Genomic DNA, 25849 nt, shown 5'->3' with positions numbered 1-25849 from the left:
ACGATGCTTCATTCATCTGAAACATCCGAAATTGTTATGTTTTTGCAAAAACTGCAGAAAAGCTGAGCATTACCAGCGATATTTATCCCAATTTTCCGGGTTAGCCCAAAATTTGGAGTTAAACCAGTCCGGTACATGCTTATAGGTCAAAATATTAAATTGCCACAACATTAGGTCATGCTGCGGCTGACTTTTATCCATCAGCTGGGTAAAGCCCAAGGCACGTAATAAAGGTTCATCTTGACGTTTAGTCACCACCACCATACGTTTGGCCAGCAAATCACGCAGTTTCACCAAAACCTGCGATTTCTGCGCGCTGCTCAAATCTGCCATTTCTTCAGTATCGAGTAGTACAAAAGCCAAATCAAAACGCTGGGTAAAAGGCAGATTTAAAAGCGTAGTTACGTTAAAATATTGCCATTGAATTGTCTGATGATGATCGTATTGTTCAAGATGTTGACCAATACACAATGCAGTAGAAACTGGCTGCTCCTGGGTTAAATCGTCTAGCATAGAAGTGATGACATTCATCTCAGCCATGACTGCATTCCTTATGATGAAAGTGAGTATTTTTTATGGAACTACAAGGCATTTGCCATAAAATGCATGCAGGTCTAAAGGACCTTAGTGTAACTGATCAACAGACACACCGGGCAAATGTTGAATATAAATTTATTCTGGATCGCTCAGAAATCGAACTGCCTTTTCGCTTGGGTCAAGAAATAGAAATTGAATGGACCGGCAATATTTACTGTGTTTCTTGCGGCAGCAAAACCCCAAAATCCTATTCACAAGGTCACTGCTTTAAATGCTTTAAAACCAAAGCGTCCTGTGACATGTGTATTATGAAACCGGAAACCTGTCATTATCATTTAGGCACTTGCCGCGAAGAAGAATTTGCACGATCTGTCTGCTTCCAACCACATGTGGTGTACCTGGCCAACTCCAGTGGCTTAAAGGTCGGGATTACCCGTATTGGCCAAATGCCAACACGCTGGCTGGATCAGGGCGCAACTCAGGCCTTACCGATTATGAAAGTCGGCTCTCGTCGTTTATCTGGCCAGCTGGAAATCATGTTTGGTTCGCAGATTGCCGATAAAACTGACTGGCGCAAACTACTCAAAGGTGAAGCTGAACCGGTCGATTTAATTGCGACCCGTGACCAGCTGATTGAAGAATTTGCACCTAAAATCAGCACTATTCGTGAAGAATTTAACCAGAATCTTGAGTTTAATGAAACGCTGGAATTGATGGAGCAGGAACGTCCACGTGAGTTTATTTATCCGGTGGAACAGTATCCTGAAAAAATTAAATCGCATAATCTGGATAAAACCCCGGTGATTCGCGGCAAACTTTTCGGGATTAAAGGACAATATTTAATTTTAGATACTGGCGTAATTAATATCCGTAAATATACCGGCTATGAACTGATTATCCGTACTGAATAAACTTTTCACCAAAATATAAGCACAATAAAAAAACCGGCGTTTGTGCCGGTTTTTTATTATGCAGTCAGACTTATTCAATATCTGCTTTAGCTTTCAGATACTGGGTATAGTCATCCAGTTCTTGCTGGGCGCGCAGCTGTTGATACAACTTGGCAAGCTCCTGTAACTGTTCAGGCGTTAAAGCATTTGAAGTGGTACGGTTCACATTCGATACTGCCACGACCACCAGTTCATTTGGCAAAGCTGCCGTGGTCACAGACCACATCCCTTGCTTCGGTGGCATCAAGCTAAATGCAGCACGCTCAATTTCACGCTTTAAACGACCTTCAGCACGGGTAAATACACCAGCATCTTCAAAACGGATTTGCTGCTGAGCCAAGACTTCTGCAGCCGGTTGCGTCTTGAACTCATCCAGTGATTTCTGGATTTTGGCTTTGGCTGCATTAAAGGCTTTTTCTTCAATCAGTTTGGCACGTACACGTGGTGTTGCTTCAGCCAGGGTTTGCACACCCGCAGCATGATACTCACGTACTTTCACCCAAACCACATTACCATTGGCCATTTGAATGTTACTTGAAGCGTTACGATCGCCGTTTTTCACATCATCATTAAACAGTTTCACCTTCACACTTGGATCAGATAATACTGGATGCTGAGAGGCCAGACTAAAGCCTTTTACCGATTCAACCTTGGTGCCTTTGACTTCCTGAGATACCACATCCAGCGCATCACTACCCACCACCATCTCATTCAGGCTATTTACCGTATCCGAGAAGGCATTTTGCTGTTTGGTCTTTTTCAGTTCTGCAGTTAAACGGGCTTTTTCCGCTTCAAAAGAAGGCACCTGAACTGCATCGGTTTCAACCTGAATTAGATGATAACCATATTGGGTTTTCACCGGCTGAGAAATCTGACCTGATTTCAGACTGGTGACTGCCTGATCAAAGGCATTGCCAAAGGCACCCACGTCATAAGCCTCAAATAAGCCACCCTTGTCTTTAGATTCCGGGTCTTCTGAATATTTCTGTGCAGCAGCGGCAAAACTGGTGCCCTGCTGGATTTCAGCATACACCTGATCCGCCAGTTTTTTGGCAGCTGCATCATCACGTGCATCGGTGGTAATTAAAATATGTTTAACCTCACGCGCTGCATTTTTTTGCTGAGCTTCAACAAACTTGTCATAGGCCTGTTGCAATTCTGCATCGGTAATTGCAGCTTCAGTCGCGGAAATATGTGCTGGCGTCAGAACAATAAAGTCGACATCAACATTGGCGACCTGCTTAAACAGGGTCGAATGTTTATTGTAATAATCACTGATTTCTTGCGCTGAAACCTGAATATTTTTCTTATATTCATCCAGTTTAATGCTGGATAAATGCAAGGTACGCTGTTCGGTTTGTAAATTGGCAATCTGCTGGATATCCAGCTCGCTCACCAAGGCATGATCCATAAAGCTCGCGCTAAGCATTTTCAAGGCATGATCCTGACGCAGGTTCTGGATTAAAGCCTGACTGCTCATACCCACTGAACGCAGGTAATTGGCATACAGTGCTTCAGAAAACTGGCCATTTTCCTGAAAGCTTGGTTGCTGGGCAATCATCTGCTCAATTTGCGCATCGCTTAAGGAAATACCCAAATGTTCCGTCTGTTGTAACAGCAAGGTACGTGCAATCAGAGTATCGAGTGCTTTATTTTCAATATACGCCTGATTCAACAAGGTCTCATCACCCTGTGTATAGCTGAGATATTGTTGTTTTAATGAGTTGGATAAGGCTTCTAATTCCTGTTTGGAAACCTGTTGCCCATTTACTGATTTTGCCGAGTCGGCAGAATTGCCGCCACTAAAATATCCTTCAATACCTACAAGTGCTAAAGGGATCAGAAACAGAACGAGCAAAACCTTGCCCAACCAGCCCTTAATAACATTACGAAAAGATTCCATAAGTATTCCAATATTTTACTTGTGCAGGATTTTAACCGAAAACCCTCAGCGAATGAATGTATTAAAACCCGAAACTCTGATTATTAATAAAAAACGCGCCAGGAGGCGCGTTTAATACTGCTTAAAAGATCAAGCTACAGAATCTTTTAAACCTTTACCCGCTTTGAAGCTAGGTACTTTGCTTGCTTTAATCTCAAGTGTTTCACCAGTTTGTGGGTTACGGCCTGTACGAGCAGCACGTTCTTTCACATTGAAAGTACCGAAGCCCACTAAAGTCACTGTGTCGCCTGCTTTCAGCGCTTCAGTGATTGAAGCAATTGTAGCGTCTAAAGCCTTACCAGCGTCAGTCTTAGACAATCCCCCTTTCTCTGCAATTGCATCAATTAATTCTGATTTATTCATGAAGATTACGTCCTCTTAATATCGTTTATTTAAGGTCCAAAGATTTCGTTTAAGTTACCGTAATGCCTTTATAGCAATGCTTTGAGGGTAAAAGCAATACTCTCCAGACGCATTTATACAAAATAAGTTGCAAAAATCTGCCAAAAAAATGCCAAAGCTGTCGAGATTTTCACTTTTTCAGGAGTTGTTCTTTTAATTGCTTATTTTCTTCAATTAAAGCATCGACTTTGCTGTGCAGTTGCAGCACCAGCTGCTCTAAATGCTGGATATCTTTCACGGTTACCAGCCCTATACGGTTCAAGGAATGATGAACACTATGGTCAATCATCCGTTCGACCTTATCTTTGGTATCGACCACCGATTCTTTGGCCTTTTCAGAAACTTTTTCTACGGTCTGATCGGCAATTTCGGTGGTTTTGGATTCCAGTTCTTCCCCCACCTTGACCAGTGAGTCAAATAATTTATTGCCTTCTTCTTCAGCACGGGAAAACGCGCCTAAGCCGGCCAGCCAGATCTGTTTGGTATATTTGCGAAAATCCAGCGCCGATTTACGCCCAGAACGTACTCTTGCTTTGTTTTTAGACGCTTTTTCATTTTCGTTTTGTGGTTCTGGCGATTCTACTGCTGCTTCATCCATTCGCATTTCTCCTGCTTATTTTGTATACCATTCAATATCATAAACCAACAAAATGCTCTTATAATAGCAAATTAAGCACTTGAACGTTTTGTTAAACTGTTCTACAAAGCAAGAATATTATGTATTACTTCCTGGTAATGCACCGCTTGGATATGCATGACTCGATCTGGTTAGGGACTAAATTGTATGAATGAATCGCAACAAAGACAAAATGAATCACATTTGTTGCTGACGATGGTGATGATTGTTCTGGAAACAATCTTTAGCTTTATCTTGAAATATGATCGTGTCGTTGCACTTCAGGCCAAAAAATTTGTAGACCAGAAAATTGCAGTCAAAATTAACAGCTATATTCCGTATTTTGACTTTTATGTGCAGTTTAGTGAACACGGCATCCTGTTTGATCTAAAAGCACCTGAAAAAGCCGTTGAGTTAGATGTCCGTACCACATTGCTGGATTTGATCAAGATTTTTGTCTTGGGAAATCGTCGCAGTATTCGTACCATGCGCATTGAAGGCGACCCGACTTTAAAAGATGAGTTCCGCGACCTGCTGACTTTATTCAGTATTCCTAAAGTGCTGTCGGACTGGCGTCAATGGCTAGCCGATCCTGAACACGAGCAGGAACTGGAAACCTCTAAACGCCGGATTGCCCCATTATTAGAGAAAATTGACCTGCAACGCTCGACCATTAATACCCTGCAGGTAGAAGTTAAACAGTATAAAAACCGCATTCGTCGCATGCAGCGCAACCAAAAGCGAATTAATCTGGCTTTTAGTCTAATTACTCTGCTATTAATTGCGTTATTAGTGTATAATTTATGGATCGTTTAAATCCTTAATTTCCCTGCGATTGAATCGAATATCCGAATAATAAAAAAACTTGACTATTTTAGTCAGGATTCATAGAATCTACACATCTAGTCCAACCATGTGTATCGAATCATGCGCTTAACCACTCGCGGTCGCTACGCAGTGACTGCTCTACTTGATCTAGCTTTGCAGCCAACTGAACAAACGATCACTCTTGCAGAAATTGCAGCTCGACAATCTATTTCTGTCGCTTACCTTGAGCAGTTATTTGCGAAATTAAAGCGTCACGGCCTGGTTTCCAGTATTCGTGGAGCCAATGGTGGTTATCACCTGGCGCGCAGTGCCGATACAATCACCGTATTAGAAATCATTGAAGCTGTAAATGAAACGGTTGATGCCACCCGTTGTGACCATAAAGGCAACTGCCAGAATGGTGCAATGTGCTTAACCCATGATTTATGGCAAGAACTCTCCCACCATATTGCCGATTATCTTGCAAAAATCACCCTTGCTGACCTTGTAGCTCGTGACAACGTTCAAGCCGTTGCAATTCGCCAAAATTCAGCATCTTTTGATTCAGCCCTTTTATCGGTTACAGGTATTTGACATGAAACGTCCGATCTATCTTGACTATGCAGCAACAACTCCTGTAGACCCTCAAGTTGCAGAACGTATGATGGAATGCTTAACTTTCGAAGGCACCTTCGGTAATGCAGCATCGCGTTCACATGCCTATGGCTGGCAAGCAGAAGAAAAAGTGGAATATGCACGTGAACAAGTTGCGAACTTGATCAAAGCTGACCCACGTGAAATTGTCTGGACTTCAGGCGCAACTGAATCTGACAACCTTGCCCTAAAAGGTGTGGCTCAATTCTATGCATCTAAAGGCAAGCACATCATTACCTCTAAAATTGAACACAAAGCAATTTTAGATACCTGCCGCGAGCTTGAGTCTGAAGGCTTTGAAATTACCTATCTTGAGCCACAACCACAAACCGGTTTAATTACCCCGGAAATGGTTCAGGCTGCAATTCGTCCAGATACTATTCTTGTTTCCCTGATGATGGTGAACAACGAAATTGGTACCGTGACTGACGTTGCAGCAATTGGTGAAATTACCCGTGCCAACAAAATCTTCTTCCACGTTGATGCTGCACAGGCTGCGGGTAAAGTCGAGATTGATCTTTCAACCTTAAAAGTTGATTTAATGAGCTTCTCTGCACACAAAATCTATGGCCCTAAAGGCATTGGTGCCTTATTTGTACGCCGTAGCCCGCGTGTGCGTCTGAAAGCGCAAATGCACGGTGGCGGTCATGAGCGCGGTATGCGTTCTGGTACGCTGGCGACCCATCAAATCGTAGGTATGGGCGAAGCATTTGAGCTGGCAGGTAAAAACCTGGAAGCTGAACAAACCCGTTTACGCGTGTTACGTGACAAACTCTGGAATGGCCTGCAAGACCTTGAACAAGTGTTCCTGAACGGTCACCCGACTCAAAACGTAGCCAACTACTTAAACGTCAGCTTCAACTTTGTTGAAGGTGAATCGTTAATGATGGCGCTTAAAGATGCAGCAGTATCTTCAGGTTCTGCATGTACGTCTGCAACGCTTGAGCCATCTTATGTACTGCGTGCGCTAGGTCTGTCTGACGAGCTTGCGCACAGTTCAATTCGCTTCAGTTTTGGCAAATACACCACTGAAGAAGATATTGATCATGTGTTATCAATTACCAAAGCTGCTGTTGAGAAATTACGTGAACTTTCTCCGCTTTGGGATATGTATAAGGAAGGTATCGACCTTTCTACAGTTGAGTGGGCGGAACACTAATTCGACACTGAGATGAAGCTTTATTCAGCTTCATCTCATTGATAAAACGAATATTGACCCCATATTAATATTAACGCTGACCCCGAGGTTTGGAGAAGCAAAATGGCATATAGCGAAAAAGTAATTGATCATTACGAAAACCCACGCAACGTTGGTGTTTTAGACAAAAATGCAGACAACGTAGGTACAGGCATGGTCGGTGCACCAGCATGTGGCGACGTAATGCGTTTACAGATTCAAGTGAATAATGACGGTGTAATTGAAGAAGCACGCTTTAAAACCTATGGCTGTGGTTCGGCAATTGCATCAAGCTCACTGGTGACTGAGTGGTTAAAAGGTAAAACCTTGGACGAAGCTCAAGCCATCAAAAACATTGATATTGCAAACGAACTGGCTTTACCACCAGTTAAAGTACACTGCTCTGTACTTGCAGAAGACGCGATTAAAGCGGCTGTTGAAGACTATCGTACCAAACAGCAAAAAGCTTAATTGTTTCTCGTTTTAAAGACAGATTAACGGAGTTTTCATGATCCATTTAACTGAAAATGCTGCAACTCATATCAGCAATTACTTAAAGAATCGCGGTAAGGGTGAAGGTATTCGCGTTGGCGTGAAAACTTCCGGCTGTTCAGGTCTGGCCTATGTGCTTGAGTTTGTTGATGACATCAATGCATACGATCAGGTATTTGAACAGCACGGTGTAAAAGTATTCGTTGACCCGAAAAGTTTAGTCTATCTTGAAGGTTTAGAGATGGACTATGTCAAAAACGGCTTGAATGAAGGCTTCGAATTCAATAACCCGAATAAAAAAGGTGAATGTGGTTGTGGTGAATCCTTCACGGTTTAATTCCCGACCCTCCCTTCTTTTGCAGATTAAAACAGTGTCTTGTACACTGTTTTAATCGCATTTATGCAGTCCTTTTTTGCAATCAATCGCGGATTATCTCTCCCATGAATCATTTTGAGCTGTTTAACCTGCCTGTAGCACTCGATATTGATTTGGCTACTTTAAAAGCAGAATTTTTAAAGTTACAGCAACAATATCACCCCGATAAAGCCGAAGATAAAGACCAGGCGCTGATTCAGTCCAGCGAAATCAACCAGGCGTATAAAGTTTTATCTCAGGTTGACAGCCGCGCAGGTTATTTACTGAGCTTAAAAAAACAGGATTATCATCTGGATCAGTCGATCAGTGATTTCGAGTTTTTACAGTCTGCCCTGGAAATTCGTGAGCAGTTGGATGATGCCCACTCTGCCGATGAACTGGCTTCCCTAAAAACCGAAGTCCAGCAATGGATTGATGGTCTGGTTCGCGAATTTAAAATTGATTATGCAGATGAAGACTGGGGCGAAGCACGCGATACAGTACGTAAATTGCGTTTCTTCCAGAAAGTCATGACCGATATTGACAAGGCTGAAGATCGTTTCCTCGACGACGACAGCTTTGACCTAGATGACGATTTTTAATTTTATTTTTTCAAATTAACGTGCAAAGGATGTAACACAATGGCGCTCTTGCAAATTGCAGAACCAGGACAATCAAGCGCACCGCATGAACATCGCATTGCGATTGGAATTGATTTAGGCACCACACATTCACTGGTGGCCACTGTTCTTTCGGCGCAAGCCAAAGTCCTTCATGATGAACAAGGTCGTGTGTTACTTCCCTCAATTGTTCATTATGCCGAAAATGCCACGCAATATGGCAACGATGCCAAACCGTTTATCACCAGCGATCCGAAAAATACCATTGTTTCAGTAAAACGTTTTATGGGTCGCTCCAAGGCAGACATCAAATTTCAGCATCCTTACGATTTAGTGGGTGAAGCCAATGAAATGCCGGCTTTTGAAACTGCGCAGGGTCGTAAAACACCAGTAGAAATCTCGGCTGAAATTTTAAAACAGCTGAAAGACCGTGCTGAAGACAGCCTGAAAAATCCGGTCAATGGCGCAGTAATTACCGTTCCGGCTTATTTTGATGAAGCCCAGCGTCAAGCCACACGTGATGCAGCTCAACTGGCCGGTCTGAATGTGCTGCGTTTACTCAATGAACCGACTGCTGCTGCAGTAGCCTATGGTCTGGATCAGGACAGCAATTTAAGTACCGATCGCAACTATGTGATTTATGACTTAGGCGGCGGTACCTTTGACGTATCGATTTTACGTTTCTCGCAAGGTGTATTTGAAGTACTGGCGACCGGTGGTCATACTGCATTAGGCGGTGATGATCTGGATCGTTTAATTGTCAAATGGGCGAAAAAACAGCTGAATATTGACACATTAAATGATACTGAATATGCCCACTTTGTGGTCGCAGCGCGTCAGGCCAAAGAAGCGCTGTCGGATGCTGAATCGGTAGAACTGCAACTGTTAGACCAAACACTAACACTGGATCGTGCGACTTTTGAAAGCATTATTCAGGTGGCGTTAGACAAGACCATTAGCGTCTGCAAACGCGTACTGCGCGATGCCAAACTGGAACTGACCGATATTCAAAACGTGGTACTGGTTGGCGGCTCTACCCGCTCCTATGCGGTGCAAAAAGCTGTCCGTGAGGTATTTAACCAGGAACCGCTGTGTACTATTAACCCGGATGAAGTGGTTGCGATTGGCGCCTCTATTACGGCCAATCAGCTGATTGGTAATACCAAAGATGGTTCATTGCTTTTAGATGTTACCCCACTGTCTTTAGGTCTGGAAACCATGGGCGGTCTGGTCGAGCGTTTAATTTCACGTAATACTGCAATTCCAGTCGCGCGTCGTCAGGAATTCACCACTTATCAGGATGGACAAACCGCCATGCTGATTCATGTGGTGCAAGGTGAACGTGATCTGGTTGAGCATTGCCGTAGTTTAGGCCGTTTTGTCCTGCATGGTATTCCACCAATGACTGCCGGTCAGGCGCGTATTGAAGTGACCTTTCAGGTCGATGCCGATGGCCTGCTTAGTGTTTCTGCCAAAGAAACGACTTCTGGCGTCTCTGCGCACATCGACATTAAACCGTCTTATGGTTTATCGAGTGAAGATACCGAGCGTTTACTGCTTGACGGTTTCAAATACGCAGAAGAAGACAAACACCTGCGTCATTTACAGGAAACCAAGGTCGAAGCACAGCGTGAACTGGAAGCCCTGGAACAGGCGTTAAAAGTTGATGCACAGCTATTGAGCACAGAACAACTGGACGCATTGAATAGTGCGAAAACCCATTTGTACAGCCAGCTTGAAACAACCGATATTCAGGCTATTGAACAGGCTATTGAACAGCTTAAAATACACAGTGATGCTTTTGCTGCGCTTCGCATGAACCAGCATATTGATGCTGCTCTTAAAGGCACCAAGCTCGACGACTGGTCAAACTCAAACTAATTTAAGGTAAAGACTATGCCACGTATTAAAGTACTTCCACATGCGCAATTCTGCCCAGAAGGTGCTGAGTTTGAAGTTGAACAAAATGCCAACCTGTGCGAAAGCCTGTTAAAAAACGGCATTAAAATTGAACATGCCTGCGATATGTCATGTGCCTGCACCACCTGTCACGTGGTGGTACGCCGCGGTTTTGACAGCCTGGAAGAAATGAATGATGTCGAAGCTGATCTGTTAGATCGTGCTTGGGGTCTAGAACCTGACTCACGTTTATCATGTCAGGTACAGGTGGTTGATGAAGATCTGGAAGTTGAAATTCCAAAATACACCATTAACCATGCTTCTGAAAATCACTAAGACTTAAAACAGAAAAACCACGCTCCGGCGTGGTTTTTTTGACTTGATAGAACACTCAACAATCTTCGATCAAGCAGATCATCTATCTTTATAATTTAATGAAATTCCCGATCTGGTCGATTAACCTCGACTTCTTCAATCACTTCATCTTCCAGTTTTAATTTCACAATACCCTGCGAGTTGGTCAGTTTTTGCTGGGTCTGAATCCGTTTAATCATTTTTTCCAGCACACCAATCAGTTCCGGATATTCAAAGTTTTGCACTTCATCCAGATTCAGCAACAGATGAAAACCTTTGTATTCATAGTCAAACCAGCGCTGATAATCGGATTTTCTGGCCGCATATTTTTCCATGACCTGCCAGGTTTTCACCGGACCCTGAATACCTTTCAGGAAAATTGGCGCTTTCGGCGCACACAGATAATCATTTTTCACCAGTTGATAGGTATCATCTGACAGCAGGATTTCATCAACTTCGGCTGCGCTTTGCAAACGCGCTGCCAGATTGGCATCGCGGCCGACAATGGTATAGGCCATCCGATGCGCCGCACCATAGTTACCCACGTGGCAATAACCGGTACTAATGCCCATGCGGATATGTAACGGCGGATAGCCCATTTTAATCCAGCGTTCACGCAGCAGTTTCATTTGCTGGCGCATGGCAATGGCCATTTCAACGCAGGTCTTGGCATCATTTTCTACACCCTGACTGCTTGGATCACCAAAGAAAATCAGGATGGCATCCCCCATAAACTTATCGACAGTGGCTTCATACTGCTTGGCAATTTCAGTCATATGACTCAAATAATCATTCAGCAGGTAGGCTAAATCGTCTGGAATCAGGGTTTCAGACAGCTCGGTAAAGCCCTGAATATCGGAAAAGAAAATGGTGAGTTTTTTACGTTTATATTCAATTTTGGCTTCTGACTCGCCTTTCATGATCGAATGCCAGAGCTGAAGCGGCGCATAACGGCTCAACTGGTTGGCAAACTCCATATAGCGGTTCATTTGCTGATAATAATGCTCACGCTTATGGTTAGAGGCACGAATCCGGCGGGTCTGATAAACACTGCCCATACCGAAATACACGATCATGCACAGGAAGGCCAGAATAGTCAGCTCATTGGTGGTGTATTCAAAATATTCACCAAAGCCAAATACGAAAATATTGCACAGATAGAATACCGACGCCGCAAATAAAGCCGCCAGCGACACCAGAAAAAATGACACTTTGACGTTAATGGCGGTATACAGCAAGGCAAAAATAGCCGCAAAGGTCAGGACCAAATTTAAATGCACGGCCGACAGACAGATGGCCACAATCATAATATCTATAATAAACAAGATATTTCTTTTAATCTGATAGTTATATTTAGATTGTAGCCAGCGCGACAGTTTCGGGGTAATAAACAGCAAAAATGCCAATAAAACCGGAATATAAATTTGGTACTGGGTGTCTGGATAGGTGTAATGATAGACAATCAGGATCAGCGATAAACTGGCATAGCCCATAACCCGATGCAGGTAATCAAATTGTGTAGGATCTCGATCCATCCAATAACCTAGTGACACCGTACTCTACTCTCCTTAGCGGATCTGGTCACACCATACATCCCTGCATGATGCAAACACGAATATCAGTCCATTCGCCAGTCAAATGGCATATCGCCCTGACCGCGTAGTGCCAACATTAGCGTTTGGCGCATATGGTTCAGCACTTCATTGTTATACGGTACTGCTGGTGTTCCCCAGACCGGTTTTGGCCATGCCACATCATTTTGATAACGCACCACATGATGGAAATGTAATTGTGGCACCATGTTACCCAGTGCAGCGACATTCATTTTATCGGCACGGAATACACGTGACAGTTGGCTAGATAACCAGCTCGATTCACGCAGGAACTGTTCCTGATCGGCCTGGCTTAATTCATAGAGTTCGGTAATGCCCGGCACACGTGGAATAAGAATGAGCCAAGGAAATTGCATATCATTCATTAAACGACATGTTGACAGGGGAAAGTCGCCTACAAAAAAAGTATCTTGAGCAAGTTGTGGATGCAAACTAAACATATCTTTATAAATGACGCAAATTAGAATGATGGCTAATACTATCACATCCCAAAGGACGTGAATATTCTATAACGGCCGTTTCACCACAAATAACACACTATTTGCAGCCAGCCAGAGCAATCCCCTATCTTCAATAAATTTCCTTAAATAATCAAGACTTCTTTGCGCAGTCAGCGATTAAATAAACAGCAGGAATTGCATCAGGACTGAGCGCTAACTCAGGCTGGCAGCTCACGCAGCAGTTGCTCCAGCAAATCGGAAATAAACTGAATCCGTTTTTGATGTTCATCCAGCAGCACCATGACTTTTAAACGCTGTCCGCCATCCATCCGGAAATAGGTCGGATGTTTTTGCATCATCTGGATAATACTAATGGCCTGCACCGGGGTATCTGGTGAAAACTCGATATTGCCACCATTGGCACCCACATCAATTTTGGTAATACCGAGCTGCTCGGCTTTCAGACGCAGCTGATGCACGGCAAATAGCTGTTTTACCGGTTGTGGTGGAATACCAAAACGGTCAATCAGTTCCATACGGATGTTGTCGAGTTTTTCCTGTGTATCGGTATTGCTGATACGTTTATAGAATAATAAACGCTGATGCACATCGCCCAGATACTCATCCGGAATCAAGGCTGGCATGTGCAGGTTGATTTCCGCTGTTAACGACAACGGCGCATCGAAATTTGGGGTTTTGCCTTTTTGAATGGCTTTAGTGGCTTTTTCCAGCATTTCCATATACAGGCTATAACCAATGGCCTGCATCGAACCGCTTTGCTGTTCCCCGAGAAGTTCACCGGCACCACGAATTTCCAGATCTTCGGTGGCCAGCATAAAACCGGCACCCAAGGTCGATGCACGCTGAATCGCATCCAGACGTTTTTCAGCATCACCTTTTAAGCCTTTAATCGACGGCACCAGCAAATAGGCATAAGCCTGATGGTGCGAACGTCCGACCCGGCCGCGTAGCTGGTGTAATTGCGCCAGGCCGAGCTTGTCGGCGCGTTCAATTAAAATGGTATTGGCATTCGGGACATCAATCCCGGTTTCAATAATGGTGGAACAGACCAGCACATTATATTCTTTATGATAGAACTGCTGCATCACCTGCTCCAGTTCACGCTCACGCATCTGGCCATGTGCGACTGCGACTCGCGCTTCCGGCACCAGCTGGCGGATATTTTCTGCTGCACGTTCAATGGTATCGACTTCATTATGCAGGAAATACACCTGACCGCCACGCAGCAATTCACGCAAAATCGCTTCTTTGACTGAATCACCAGTCTGTTCCTGCACAAAGGTTTTTACGGCTAAACGACGCGCAGGTGGTGTGGCAATGATGGATAAATCGCGCATACCACTAAAGGCCATATTCAAGGTACGTGGAATGGGGGTTGCCGTTAAGGTCAGCATATCGACATCGGCGCGCAAGGCTTTAATCCGCTCTTTATCACGCACACCGAAACGGTGTTCTTCATCGACAATCATCAGGCCCAGCTGTTTGAACTGGACATTTTCCTGCAAAATTTTATGGGTACCAATCACAATATCGACTTTGCCTTCGGCCAAATCTTCAATGATTTTAGTATGGGTTTTGGATGAACCAAAACGCGACAGGACTTCAATACGCACCGGCCAGTCGGCAAAACGGTCTTTAAAGGATTCATAATGCTGCTGTGCCAGCAAGGTGGTCGGTACCAAGACCGCTACCTGTTTATTATTTTGCACGGCGACAAAGGCGGCACGCATGGCCACTTCAGTTTTACCAAAGCCAACATCCCCACAAACCAGACGGTCCATCGGTTTGGCCTGCTGCATATCATATAAAGTCGCTTCAATGGCATTGGCCTGATCCAGGGTTTCTTCATAGGCAAACCCCGACGCAAACTGCATATACAGTTTTTCATCCAGCTCAAAGGCATAGCCCGGCTTGGACTGACGGCGTGCCTGTATATGCAGCAATTCAGCTGCGACATCGTGAATCTGCTCTAAAGCCTTGCGCTTGGCCTTGTTCCAGGCATCAGTACCAAGTTTATGCAGCGGTGCCAAATCCGGATCGCCACCACTATAGCGGCTAATTAAATGCAAATTAGTCACTGGCACATAGACTTTGGCGCCATCGGCATAATCGAGCTGCAAGAATTCATGATCCTGCTGATCAATTTCCAGCGTCACCAGTCCGGCATAACGCCCCACACCGTGATCAATATGTACCACCGGCGCGCCAATACTCAGCTCGGTCAGACTGCGTATTAAAAACTCTTCCGAGACTTCCTGCTGACGTTTACGCCGACGTTGAACCACACGATGTTCATAGAGCTGATTTTCCGAAATGACCGAAAGCTGGCCCTGAATTACCAGACCACGATCTAAAGGAGCGTTGGTAATGGCAACGGCGTATAAAGATTTCTGGAATTCAGCAAAGTTCTCAACCGTTGGGATTTCTCCCAGAGTGGAACGCAGCGCATCTTTCAAAGTTTCACGGCGACCAGCACTTTCTGCAACTAGCAACACCGGATGATTGGCCGCGTTAATATATTCTTTGACCAGACTGAACGGTTTTTCCCGTTTCGGATCGACCGGCAGTTTAGGTGGTGCTTCAGTGGTCAGATTTACCACACCGGCTTTTTCGGCAAAATGATCTGCCGAGGCGATGATGCGGCCAAACTGGTTTAACTGTCCCAGCACCTGCTGAGGTGATAAAAACAGTTGCTCGGGCGGTAAAATAGGCTGGTCAATATTATGCCGGCGATCTTCATAACGGCGGTTTACTTCCTGCCAGAAGCTGTTTAAACTTTCTTCCAGCCCTTTATCTGTAATGACAATGCCATTCTCAGGTAAGTACGCCATTAAGGTACTTTCGGCAGCCATTGCCTGAGCGCTGAAGAATAACGGAAAATAGAACTCTATCCCTGGCGAGGCAATGCCATCGAGCACATCCTGATACACCGGGCTTTTCTTTGGATTTGCACTTGGGAATAATTCTGCATAACGATCGCGGAAAAGCGAACGGCCTTCTTTTAGAGGAAACTCTTTGGCGGGTAGTACTGAAAATTGCTGAATGGTTTGGGTAGTCCGCTGGGTTTCCGGATCAAAAAACTTCAGGCTTTCAATTTCATCATCAAACAGGTCAATCCGGATTGGTGCTTCTTGCCCTGAAGCAAAAATATCCATAATACTGCCGCGCACCGCAAATTCACCATGATCATAGACTGTATCGACCAGATGATAACCAGCCTGAATCAGGCGTTTCTTTTGCTGTTCCAGTTCAAATTTCTGGCCAACCTGAATATCAAAATGCTCACCTAAGACCCAAGAGGTTGGCGCCACACGCTGCGCCAGGGTTGCAGCCGACACCAGCAGCACGCCCTGCTGTGGCATATTCGATAAAATCGCCAGACGCTCAGAGACAATATCCTGATGCGGCGATAAACGGTCATAAGGTAAGATTTCCCAATCGGGAAAAATAGTCGGTTGAATACCATAAAACTCGAACTCGCTTTCCAACTGCCCCAAATGCTGGCTGTTACGCGCCACCACAATCAATAACTGTTTATGCTGGGTACTCAGCTGCTTGATCAGCAAGGCCGCGGATGAGCCCTGCAAATTGCCCACCCAGCGTTTTTCGCCCGTTTTTAATTGTTTCAGATTGAGTTGGGAGCTTTCGTGTTGGAACATGTATATAGCTTTTAGGTCTAATCAACATGCGGCTTATACTAACACGAGCATTTCCATCCATTACGTTAATTTTTCTTAATCTTTATCTGAAAAATGAGACTGCATCTAGCTGAAAAGATGGATTGAAGCTTACTTTTTCTCACGCAAGAACTGACGATAATAATCATTCAGGCGTTTCACGATACTTTTAAACTGCAACAGGTTTTCTTCTGTGTTGCCCAAACGCGTCACAAAGCTTTGCGTGGCAATTTCCAGATCAATTTTTTCATTGATCAGCATGGCGGTAAAATACAGTTCTTTCAGGTCATCAAAACGGTTCATACGCCGATTAGACAAATACTCCAGCCGCTCCGATAAAGCATCATTCAGCACAATACCATCGACGATATAGCCGTGTTGCGGATCAAACTGAATCTGATGTTCAGCCAGAAATTCTGCTTCTGGAGAGGGCTTGCTTTTAAACAGTTGCGCCACTTTATTGAACATATACTGATATCCTGAAATTCGCTGTGTCTAGTGTATCGGCTTTAGCGTGGAGATCCAGCGTTTGAACGCGGATACCTTTATAAAAACAAAAAAGCATCCGAAGATGCTTTTAACTTGAGAGTTTTAACCATACTGGCGCTGCAAATAATGCACAATATCATCCGATTCAAACATATGAGCGCCGGTATTCGGATCGACCAGATAAGGCACCTGAATATTCTCTCCCATCAGTGCCAAGACTTTCTCACGTTTACCGCCCTTTAAAGGTACATATTTACCTGGCTTTAAACGTAATTTGGCCAGCCCCTGATCTTGCCAGCGCTCTTTGGCCACATTATGAAAAATAAAAGGCAATTCCAGCTCGGTTAAGGTACTGCGCACAATGCGCGTATACGGACTGGCTTCAAAGCCCCACAGCTCCAGCAGTTGCTCTGGCGCCGCACGGTTTTTAATCTTTTTCTTGACCCAGACCCCGCGTGCACCATTAAGCAGCGTACCAGCAAAGGCCACAAAGGGAATTTTTGGATAATGTGCATAGCGCCGCGGGGTTTTCCCGCTTTTGCCATAGTGTTTAAACAGATGATGAATAATCTGCTGCGATTCGTAGAGATGATCTCCGGTATTTTCATCTACCAGAAATGGAAATTGCAGTTTACCGCCCAATTCCTTGACCTGCGGACGGTATTTTTTACCACCTTTAGGACAAGGATAGACTTCATAATCCAGATTCAGCAAGGTCATGACTTCGCGTACACGTCGACAAAATGGTGAACCTTCAAACTCATACAACTTGAGCGGCTGCTCAGGTTGCTTGGGAAATGCTGTGCCATTGCTTCCGCGCCCGCCTTCGGTCAAAGCAGAAGCCAATGCCTGTACCACTTTAATTTGATGATGCAACATCATGACCTTCCTGTTCTTGTTATGTTCTAGAAGATGAATGCCGAATCGGGTTGATTACAGCTCCACCAATGCTTCTTTGGCCACCACAATACCATTATTATCGGCATAAATATAATCACCCGACTGAATATTCACACCACCAAAGCTGAGCGGAATATCGACCTCACCCACGCCTTTACGGTTACTTTTTTGTGGAATTGCTGCCAGCGCATGTACGCCTAAATCCAGTTCAGCAATGGCATCGACATCACGTACACAACCGTAAATAATCACACCATTCCAGTTGTTTTTTACTGCAGATTCGGCAATCAGGTCGCCCATAAGTGCACAGCGCATTGACGCACCACCATCCACCACCAGCACTTTGCCCCGGCCTTCAGTCGCCAGCAATTCTTTTACGCGTGAGTTATCTTCAAAGCATTTTACCGTTACCACCTGACCGCCAAAACTCTTACGCGCGCCATAGCTTTTGAAAAATTTGCCATCCATTGATGGGGTGACCACTTGCAGCTTTTTATCCGGGTTATCATCCAGCAAATCACAAGTAACGAAAGCGACTGTAGACACGTGTGTTTCCCTCATTTTGTATGTTGTATGTGTAAATTATCATAAATTTCAAACTTTTCAGTTTGAGTTAAGGCAGCCTCGACCATAGTATGAGCCACCTGCCCGGCTGTCACTGGCCGATGTTTAAAATTTTTAGGCAAAAAAGATGAACAGCGCTGAAACAGCTGCTGTGACAGATCTTCCAGAAAACGTGCATCCTGACGCTCGCCTAGCAATAACGATGGGCGCAGCAGTGAAACTTTGCTTAAAGATAAGTTCTGGATGTACTGTTCCAGTTCACCTTTGACCCGATTATAAAAAAATGGCGATCTGGCATTGGCCCCCAAGGCACTGACCAGCAGATAATGGGCAGAGGTTTGCTGCAACAGCTCTGCAAAATGGGCATTGATAGTAAAGTCGGTCGCATAAAAGTTATCTTTTGAGCCGGCTTTTTTCAGGGTGGTACCCAAACAGCTAAAGCCATGACTATGCTCGCTGACATCCTGATCATTCAACATCAGTAAATCTTCCAGCACCAATGGCTGTACTTTGGCCATCTGTTCAAAGGCTGCATCCGGACGACGCACCACCGCCGTAACCTGCTGACAGGCAGGATGATCATTTAAGGCAGAAACCAGTGCCCGGCCGACCAAACCGGTCGATCCAATGACAATGGCTTTTTTTATGATTTGAGTCATTTTTTATCCAATATTCAGGCACTCACACTAATCTAACGTTTTCTTTCATTTTTTTCTGCATCTTAAATGTTGTCAAAGCTTGTCAAGACTTGACTTCGACGCATTGTTTAATCAAAATATGGCACTTGTTTACGGGCTGGTGAAATTCTGCTGATGTGGTTTTCAGTTGAATTGCGGCCCGCCCAGACCAATCTATTTCAAGGAGTGCACGAGTGGCAAACTCTGCTCAAGCTAAAAAACGTGCTCGTCAAAACGTTAAAGCACGTAAACATAACGCAAGCTTGCGTTCTATGGTTCGTACCTATCTTAAACGTACAGTAGCTGCTATCGCTGCTGGTGACTATGCTGTTGCTTCAGAAGCTTACAAAAAAGCTGTACCTGTAATCGACCGCATGGCTGATAAAGGCATCATCCATAAAAATAAAGCTGCTCGTCATAAGAGCCGCTTGAACGCGCAAGTTAAAGCATTAGCTTCTAACTAATCGCAAAGCAGAAAGAGCCCTGATTCAGGGCTTTTTTTGTATCTGTAGATTTTATTTTGGTCCGATCTTATCCTCAATACGTTTACGTCCCAATCAATTCCATCTCAATTCCACACTAAACCTTCTAAAAAAACATCTAACCATCACACGACCTACCATCACTAGAAAATAAATCTGTCCCCCCTATATTTTTGATTGCCACAACATCCCCCATAAAAAACACCTCCTAAACTACTTAGAAGGTGTTTATGTAATTCAGACTAAAATGTTGAATATGAATTGTTATTTCAGCATCAGTCTTAAGTTTTCTGGGGTTAAATAAGCCAGTTGCAGACTATTATTAGCGCTTAACTGGGTCCATTGCTGGTTTGCCCCACCGGTACAGCCATAGCGGATTAAACGGGCACGATTGTCTTTTAAATAGCCATGTTCCAGATCAAAACATTGAGCACTCTGGCGGATGGTTCCGGTTTCTGTATGCATTGTCCACACCTGACTGTCCTGTGTGGTGCTACAGCTGGCCAGTGTTACCACATTGCTGTTATTGCTTAAACACAAATCTATCTCGGCTTTACTATGAATCCGGCCCAAACCATCATAAATCCATTGCTCGGTGTCATCTCCGGTACAGGCGCTTGCACCACTGATATAGACATTTTTCTGACCTGTCGCCAGAGTTTCCACTTTCAAACAGTTATTTCTGTTTTTAAGTAGCGTTGCTTCAGCCAGAAGATCTTCATTGGCCAGTCCCAACTGCGTCACGAAGCCTTCCAGCGCTGTTTGCGCTTCAGGTTTTGCATGCTCCAGATCGGCACGGTAGACATTCATCCAGCGATTCAAACGGTAGATGTTCTGTTGCTGCTGTTCATAACGCTGCAACTGCTGCTGAGCTAGTGCACTCAATTCATGACGATTTTCTGCATAAGAATCATATAGTAATTGTGCAGCTGGCTTTAAAGCGATCACCGCCTGATTGGCCTGTACTTCCAATTGCTGCTGGAATTCCGGCAATTCCACTTTTCTAAGCGCCGTATAACCATCCTCACGTCCAATTTTTACAGCAGCTGAAATGGCAGTGCCGTATTGAGGAATCGTAAGTGTCGATAATAATTTCTCGGCTTCATTGGCTTTTTTGCAGTACAAATTAACCTGTTGCGGCTGATCTGTAATGGCCAGGTTCACATGCAGCTTATTGGCATTACCACGCATACGATGAGGTGCCAAAGCCACGTTCTGGCTGCGATTGGTATATTGAACATCTAACCAGCAAGCCGCCTGCTCTGCGCCACGCTGTGCAGCCGGCAAATCATAGATATTGCCCCAGTTGCTGCGTGCTGCCGGATACAACACCCCTTGCTGGGTTTCCGGATCATAGCCGCCAATAATGGTAATCACCGGCACCCCAAATAAACGCGGTTTTAAATAATAGCCATCGGCGCTGTTATACCAGACCTCGCTTGAATTCGGCACTTTCGGATAGACCACTTCCATCTGGCGGCTGTCCGGATTCCAGCGTTTATAGCCGGATGGCGAGCTTTCATCCCACACATGACGATTGGTAAAATGCGGCTGGATACGCAAAAAGGTACTATAACCGGTGTAATGGGTATAACGTGAAATACTGCTATTGGTGGCACCGCCTGACATGGCATCCCAACCATACGGATACAGTTTCAGGAAATTTGGCACCCCGTTTTTGCCATCGCCCAGATTGGAGGATTGCCAAGCCAAATTACCGCGCATTTTGTTGCGATAGCCTATATAGCCCCAGCCACTATCGGCATGATGTGCCGACCAGAAATAATTGGTGGTGGTATCATCTACTTTAAAAGAGCCCGGATAATGGCCTAAACCATAATGATGGCCAATTTCATGGCTAAATTCGTTACCCACCGAGTTATACAGGGTCAACATGCCGTTACCGCCACTCAAGCCATGGGTCTGTTCACCATTGCTATATTTACCCCGCGCATGGTGAGTTACCACAGTTTGAGTCAGTTGAGGCTGTTGCTGACTGAGCATCGAAGCACTGGTCACCCCCCAGTTGGCCAAGTTAATTCCCACACTAAAGGTCGATTTCGCCGTGTTTTCACGCATATCCCCCGAATAAACACCGCCTTCGCCTGCACTTTGACTGTCGTAGATGGTGCCGTTCGCCACCATCACCCGATCCAGCTGAATATCATCATATTTAGCCACCGTCATGTGCGCTGCCGGAATGGTCTGGAAATAGTCTGTGCCTGAATTTTCCGGTTCAAGCAGCATGGCATGTCCTGTTGAATGTGGCGGCGCAGTGAGCAGTCCAATCCGGATATTATTTAGTACCAGTTCACCAGGTGCAGCAAAATCAATCTGCTCTGCCAGTAAATCACCACTGCGGTTTTTGCTGTCAATGATCCGTAATTTTAAGCCCGGACGTACTTCATCCCAGTTTAAGCGCGCTGACCAGGCCCGTTTACTGTAGCGCACTTCTGCACGGCCATCACGATTGCTCTGGTCCGAGGCCGGAATTTGAGTCGGATCAGCCAGGTTGATACGGCGTAACAGCCGTTCATTCTGATACACCTCAACCTGCAGTGCATTAATCTGATCCATCTCCTGCATCGGTGTGATTAATAACAATGCCTCCCGTTCTGCGGTTAAACGTGGCATTTTTTTCTCTTCGTTACCATTCGGGTCAACCACATGGCCTTGGGCAAACTGCACCATCGCCTGCAAAGAACCTGTTAAATCATTACGCACTTCACGTGATTCAGACTGGGTATTAAAATCATAAAAACCCAAAACAGATGGACTTACCACATCTTGCGTTGGCTCAGGATAATGACTTCCATGCAGCGGAGCATCTGGTGCTGTCCCATTGTTCGGCTGTTGACTTTCTCCATCACTACCACCACCGCCACATGCCGTCAGCATAAACGACAATATACTTACACTTAACAAACTAAGCGGAAACTTGATCACACTTTTCACTATTTATTTTACCCCAATGTCAATTTATGACTAAAAATAAAAAAATAAACACATATTTTTCAATGATTTAAGAAATTATATTAGAGTAATTTAAAATCTAAAGCAATGTGTTGTACTTTATTGGACAGAGAAAGAAACAGCTTATTTTTATTTTTTTTAAATGATGGACAAAAATGCAGCAGAAAAGAAAATTTTGATTTAGGCGGTTTTTAGACAAACAAGACTCTTGCACCCCAATAGAAATAGGCGTAACACATAGTCATTTTAGGTGGATTTTTTTTGAGTGTGAGCAAGATATATTAAAGCCAGCCATAGCTCACCTTCACAAACCATCCCCAGCGCAAATTTATATTAAACTTTTTGATGAAACTGCGAGATATCCAAGGTATGTACTTTGCCGCGCCAGATCCATTTCAACTGTGATTCCAGAAAATTTTCACCTTCAAACCAGACAAACAGCCCTTCCATCATTTGTGGCCAGTCTTCCTGTGACACCTCATTACGCCCTGAAATTACCGCAATAATCGCAGCCAGAATGGTGTCATGACTGACCGCCAGACTTAGGCCGCCCGGACTGTTAGGATGAGTGTTATAAATCAGTTCCAGCACATCCACCACGCCATGAATCGGATGTTTCATGCCCGGCAAGGCATTATTGACAAAGCTGTTAATAAAGCCCAACGCACCCTGCTGGCGAAAATACGGACCAGCCTGCTTGATGTCCAGCACAAAACTGCCTGGCTCGACCAGCAAGCCCTGCTCGACAATTTCAATATGATGGGTATTTGGCGCAATATGTACCGAATCTGCGCCTTCAATCATTAAAGCGGCAGTATCGACACAGCGCTGGATTGGACTAGAGATACAATGCTGAATGGCGCGTCCGCTATGGTCAATGAGATAAGCCCCCCATTTTTGCGCCAGTTCACGTCCCGGACCGGTTAACTGCAAATCATAGCCCGCCAGTCCCTGTCCAGCCACATTTTCACGAATGGAATGCCGGGTAAACAAGGTCACGGGAGTATGCACATCGGGCAACAAATCAATTGCCTTTAACATACTCGGTGGAAGCAGCTCTAACGCCATGGATCAAGCCAAATACAAAGGTGTTAAGCCCACTATAGCATGTTGGCAAATTAGCTCAATGTTCATTCGCCATAAGTGCTAGAGCACGCAAGGCAATCTCTTTCATTTCGGCATTTTTATAGGCAATAAAATTGCCATTTAACAGCGTATCACGATGGTTATATAAAAATGGCCGTCCCTGAAAATCAATCAGGCCACCGCCAATCCGTTCAATCAGGCATTGGCCAGCACTGGTGTCCCATTCACTGGTTGGGTGAAAACGCGGATATAAATCCACTTTATCTTCCAGCATCATGCAGAACTTATAAGCACTGCCAGCACGAAAAACCGTATAGTCCTGTTCAATCGTAGCGAGCGCCTGTAGATACTGCTCATAGACCGGTTTATTTTGGCTACTTTGACTTAAACCGACTTGAATCTGCGGACCACTGTCTACATATAGATAGGCGTACCATTGCTGTTGCTGGATATTAAACCGTAGCGGCAGGCCCTGTTTGGGGCAGATATACACCGTTTGCTCGCCCGGAATCGCCAGAATGGCAAAGGTGGTATGAATGCCTTCGACCAGACTCAGGTTAATGGTAAATTCCGGACGTTGATGTAAAAACTCTTTGGTGCCATCGAGTGGATCAAGCAGCCAGAACGTGTCCCACCGCGCCCGATCATAAACTGCGCCTTCTTCTGACAGTAGCGGCACATCTGGAAACTGCTGGGCCAGCTGTTCTGTAATGAAGGCATTCACCCGAAAATCGGCCTGGGTTACGGGCGATTCATCGCTTTTGTGTTCAATATCAAAATCGGCACCGGAACAATAACGCTGATATTCTTCTCGCAAGATTTCACATGCCTGTGTCACAATGGGCATCAGCTGCAAAATCAGTGGATCTTGTGGTGCTGTGGTTTTTTTAAACATAGATAGCCTTATATGTCGAATTATTCTGATCAACCCACCATCATCTTTGACATGGATGGTACGCTGCTTGACCTTGCCTATGATGATTTCATCTGGAATGAGCTGTTACCGGTGCGCTATGCCGAGCTGCATCAATGCAGTCTGGCCGAAAGCCGGGATACCCTGTTCCAGTTTTATCAGGAACACAACCATACCCTCAACTGGTATTCATCGCGCTTCTGGACCAGTAAAGTCGGGGTCGATGTACTGGCCATGCAGATTGAGCACAAACATAAGGTGGCCTTAAGACCGGGCTGTATCGAGCTGCTCGATTACCTAAAAGCCAATGGCTATCCAATCTGGCTGGCCACCAATGCCGACTGCGCCGGACTGGCCTTTAAACTTGAGCAAACCGGTCTGACCAACTATTTTGATGTCATGATCAGCAGTGAAAGCGTTGGACATGCCAAAGAATTTGTCGAATTCTGGCAACACCTGGCACAGCAGCATCCTTTTGATCCTGCCCGCTGTTACTTTATTGATGATACCGAAAAAGTACTCAATGGTGCAGCAAAATTCGGTATTCAACAGCTGCTGACCATTCAGCAGCCTTCATCAGGCAAAGCAGCCCGTGCAGATAGTCATTATCCGATGCTGCATGCGCTAACCGATCTGATTCCCCTATTGCAACACGCTGAGGAAAACAAAATATATGCCTAAATCTGCTCAACACGAAGCTGTAGAAAGCATGCGTATTGACAAGTGGCTCTGGGCGGCCCGCTTTTTTAAAACCCGTTCAATTGCCAAAGCGGCCATTGAAGGCGGCAAGGTGCATCATAATGGTGAGCGCGTCAAAGTTTCCAAGGAAATCCGGGTTGGTATGGAGCTGACCGTACAACAGGGCTTTGACCGCAAAACGGTCAAAGTACTGTCTTTATCGGCAGTCCGTGGTCCGGCACCGGTGGCCCAGCAACTTTATGAAGAAACTGAGGTCAGTATTGCTCGTCGGGAATTGATTGCATCACAAAGAAAGTTGCATAATCTAGCACGGCCTGATCATCGTCCAAGTAAAAAAGACCGACGACAAATCAGTAAATTTAAACAAGAAAATGATCAGTCCTATGACCAGTCCTGGTCATATCATGATGATTAATTTTGAGCGTCAGAATGTGTCGCAAGGCCACTGATTTTCATAGAAGAGAAACATAAATTCTGTCACTATACTCGGGTGGAAAGAGTTTGAAGTAC

26 protein-coding genes are annotated in these 25849 nt (G+C 44.9%); 12 read left to right on the top strand and 14 right to left on the bottom strand.

Annotated elements, in window-relative coordinates; translation table 11 throughout:
- Positions 1–69: 69 nt before the first annotated feature.
- The gene (locus FTU69_RS08190) at positions 70–540 is read right to left on the bottom strand and encodes a DUF6231 family protein (RefSeq protein ID WP_180103713.1); all 471 of its coding nucleotides are present in this window, start codon (positions 538–540) and stop codon (positions 70–72) included.
- A 35-nt stretch (positions 541–575) separates the two neighbouring features.
- On the opposite strand from FTU69_RS08190, the gene FTU69_RS08185 reads away from it, so the two are divergent.
- On the top strand, positions 576–1448 hold the full coding sequence (locus tag FTU69_RS08185) for a DUF2797 domain-containing protein (RefSeq protein ID WP_075174536.1): 873 nt from the start codon (positions 576–578) through the stop codon (positions 1446–1448).
- 70 nt (positions 1449–1518) lie between these two features.
- Here the strand turns inward: FTU69_RS08185 and FTU69_RS08180 are convergent, their stop codons facing one another.
- The 3 genes from FTU69_RS08180 to FTU69_RS08170 all read right to left on the bottom strand — a co-directional run bounded on the left by FTU69_RS08180 (position 1519) and on the right by FTU69_RS08170 (position 4429).
- Positions 1519–3390 carry a SurA N-terminal domain-containing protein gene (locus tag FTU69_RS08180; protein WP_168399949.1) on the bottom strand — a complete coding sequence of 624 codons (1872 nt, stop codon included), beginning with the start codon at positions 3388–3390 and terminating at the stop codon, positions 1519–1521.
- Between the two features lie 129 nt (positions 3391–3519).
- Complete coding sequence (locus tag FTU69_RS08175) at positions 3520–3792, bottom strand: HU family DNA-binding protein (protein WP_005178445.1); 273 nt, start codon at positions 3790–3792, stop codon at positions 3520–3522.
- A 169-nt stretch (positions 3793–3961) separates the two neighbouring features.
- Complete coding sequence (locus tag FTU69_RS08170; RefSeq protein WP_005178447.1) at positions 3962–4429, bottom strand: phasin family protein; 468 nt, start codon at positions 4427–4429, stop codon at positions 3962–3964.
- A 186-nt stretch (positions 4430–4615) separates the two neighbouring features.
- On the opposite strand from FTU69_RS08170, the gene FTU69_RS08165 reads away from it, so the two are divergent.
- The 8 genes from FTU69_RS08165 to fdx all read left to right on the top strand — a co-directional run bounded on the left by FTU69_RS08165 (position 4616) and on the right by fdx (position 10787).
- Positions 4616–5263 (top strand): hypothetical protein, encoded by a 648-nt coding sequence (locus tag FTU69_RS08165; RefSeq protein WP_160241254.1) that lies wholly within the window; start codon positions 4616–4618, stop codon positions 5261–5263.
- A gap of 111 nt (positions 5264–5374) precedes the next feature.
- A complete protein-coding gene (locus FTU69_RS08160) occupies positions 5375–5848 on the top strand; it encodes an Rrf2 family transcriptional regulator (protein WP_005178455.1) in 474 nt (157 codons plus the stop codon).
- Between the two features lies 1 nt (position 5849).
- A complete protein-coding gene (locus FTU69_RS08155; protein ID WP_104473046.1) occupies positions 5850–7067 on the top strand; it encodes an IscS subfamily cysteine desulfurase in 1218 nt (405 codons plus the stop codon).
- A 102-nt stretch (positions 7068–7169) separates the two neighbouring features.
- Entirely contained in the window at positions 7170–7556 is a 387-nt protein-coding gene (gene iscU / locus FTU69_RS08150; RefSeq protein ID WP_005178460.1) for a Fe-S cluster assembly scaffold IscU, read from the top strand.
- 37 nt (positions 7557–7593) lie between these two features.
- Positions 7594–7914, top strand: a complete 321-nt coding sequence (gene iscA / locus FTU69_RS08145; RefSeq protein ID WP_045795408.1) for an iron-sulfur cluster assembly protein IscA — start codon at positions 7594–7596, stop codon at positions 7912–7914.
- A gap of 104 nt (positions 7915–8018) precedes the next feature.
- On the top strand, positions 8019–8534 hold the full coding sequence (hscB, locus tag FTU69_RS08140; protein WP_005178465.1) for a Fe-S protein assembly co-chaperone HscB: 516 nt from the start codon (positions 8019–8021) through the stop codon (positions 8532–8534).
- A gap of 39 nt (positions 8535–8573) precedes the next feature.
- Positions 8574–10433 (top strand): Fe-S protein assembly chaperone HscA, encoded by a 1860-nt coding sequence (gene hscA / locus FTU69_RS08135; protein WP_180103712.1) that lies wholly within the window; start codon positions 8574–8576, stop codon positions 10431–10433.
- 15 nt (positions 10434–10448) lie between these two features.
- Positions 10449–10787: an ISC system 2Fe-2S type ferredoxin gene (gene fdx / locus FTU69_RS08130; protein ID WP_005178469.1), complete on the top strand. Its 339-nt coding sequence runs from the start codon at positions 10449–10451 to the stop codon at positions 10785–10787.
- A 95-nt stretch (positions 10788–10882) separates the two neighbouring features.
- On the opposite strand, the gene FTU69_RS08125 is transcribed toward fdx, so the two are convergent.
- The 7 genes from FTU69_RS08125 to FTU69_RS08095 all read right to left on the bottom strand — a co-directional run bounded on the left by FTU69_RS08125 (position 10883) and on the right by FTU69_RS08095 (position 19168).
- Positions 10883–12340 (bottom strand): adenylate/guanylate cyclase domain-containing protein, encoded by a 1458-nt coding sequence (locus FTU69_RS08125; RefSeq protein WP_171525163.1) that lies wholly within the window; start codon positions 12338–12340, stop codon positions 10883–10885.
- A gap of 83 nt (positions 12341–12423) precedes the next feature.
- Positions 12424–12858, bottom strand: a complete 435-nt coding sequence (locus FTU69_RS08120) for an HIT domain-containing protein (protein ID WP_005178471.1) — start codon at positions 12856–12858, stop codon at positions 12424–12426.
- A gap of 218 nt (positions 12859–13076) precedes the next feature.
- Positions 13077–16538 carry a transcription-repair coupling factor gene (gene mfd, locus FTU69_RS08115; RefSeq protein ID WP_180103711.1) on the bottom strand — a complete coding sequence of 1154 codons (3462 nt, stop codon included), beginning with the start codon at positions 16536–16538 and terminating at the stop codon, positions 13077–13079.
- 129 nt (positions 16539–16667) lie between these two features.
- Complete coding sequence (locus FTU69_RS08110) at positions 16668–17024, bottom strand: hypothetical protein (protein WP_005178476.1); 357 nt, start codon at positions 17022–17024, stop codon at positions 16668–16670.
- Positions 17025–17147: 123 nt separating this feature from the next.
- Positions 17148–17924: a glutathione S-transferase N-terminal domain-containing protein gene (locus FTU69_RS08105; protein WP_034597779.1), complete on the bottom strand. Its 777-nt coding sequence runs from the start codon at positions 17922–17924 to the stop codon at positions 17148–17150.
- Between the two features lie 54 nt (positions 17925–17978).
- On the bottom strand, positions 17979–18491 hold the full coding sequence (rraA, locus tag FTU69_RS08100; RefSeq protein WP_180103710.1) for a ribonuclease E activity regulator RraA: 513 nt from the start codon (positions 18489–18491) through the stop codon (positions 17979–17981).
- 11 nt (positions 18492–18502) lie between these two features.
- On the bottom strand, positions 18503–19168 hold the full coding sequence (locus FTU69_RS08095) for an NAD(P)H-binding protein (RefSeq protein WP_180103709.1): 666 nt from the start codon (positions 19166–19168) through the stop codon (positions 18503–18505).
- Positions 19169–19380: 212 nt separating this feature from the next.
- Between FTU69_RS08095 and rpsT the strand changes: the two genes are divergently transcribed.
- On the top strand, positions 19381–19650 hold the full coding sequence (gene rpsT, locus FTU69_RS08090; protein WP_005178484.1) for a 30S ribosomal protein S20: 270 nt from the start codon (positions 19381–19383) through the stop codon (positions 19648–19650).
- Between the two features lie 282 nt (positions 19651–19932).
- On the opposite strand, the gene FTU69_RS08085 is transcribed toward rpsT, so the two are convergent.
- The 3 genes from FTU69_RS08085 to FTU69_RS08075 all read right to left on the bottom strand — a co-directional run bounded on the left by FTU69_RS08085 (position 19933) and on the right by FTU69_RS08075 (position 24622).
- A complete protein-coding gene (locus FTU69_RS08085; RefSeq protein ID WP_373685090.1) occupies positions 19933–22611 on the bottom strand; it encodes a M66 family metalloprotease in 2679 nt (892 codons plus the stop codon).
- A 363-nt stretch (positions 22612–22974) separates the two neighbouring features.
- Complete coding sequence (locus tag FTU69_RS08080; RefSeq protein ID WP_005178488.1) at positions 22975–23709, bottom strand: histidine phosphatase family protein; 735 nt, start codon at positions 23707–23709, stop codon at positions 22975–22977.
- A gap of 55 nt (positions 23710–23764) precedes the next feature.
- Positions 23765–24622, bottom strand: coding sequence for a 3'(2'),5'-bisphosphate nucleotidase CysQ (locus FTU69_RS08075; protein WP_005178490.1), 858 nt, complete (start codon positions 24620–24622; stop codon positions 23765–23767).
- Positions 24623–24634: 12 nt separating this feature from the next.
- On the opposite strand from FTU69_RS08075, the gene FTU69_RS08070 reads away from it, so the two are divergent.
- Positions 24635–25321: an HAD-IA family hydrolase gene (locus FTU69_RS08070; RefSeq protein WP_160241249.1), complete on the top strand. Its 687-nt coding sequence runs from the start codon at positions 24635–24637 to the stop codon at positions 25319–25321.
- Complete coding sequence (locus FTU69_RS08065; RefSeq protein ID WP_005178493.1) at positions 25314–25754, top strand: RNA-binding S4 domain-containing protein; 441 nt, start codon at positions 25314–25316, stop codon at positions 25752–25754. Before FTU69_RS08070 ends, FTU69_RS08065 begins: the two co-directional genes overlap by 8 nt.
- Positions 25755–25849 lie beyond the last annotated feature (95 nt).

Origin of the sequence: Acinetobacter sp. YH12134 (assembly GCF_013418555.1) — a bacterium.
GTDB classification, from domain to species: domain Bacteria; phylum Pseudomonadota; class Gammaproteobacteria; order Pseudomonadales; family Moraxellaceae; genus Acinetobacter; species Acinetobacter indicus.
This window is presented reverse-complemented; position numbering and strand designations above follow the sequence as displayed.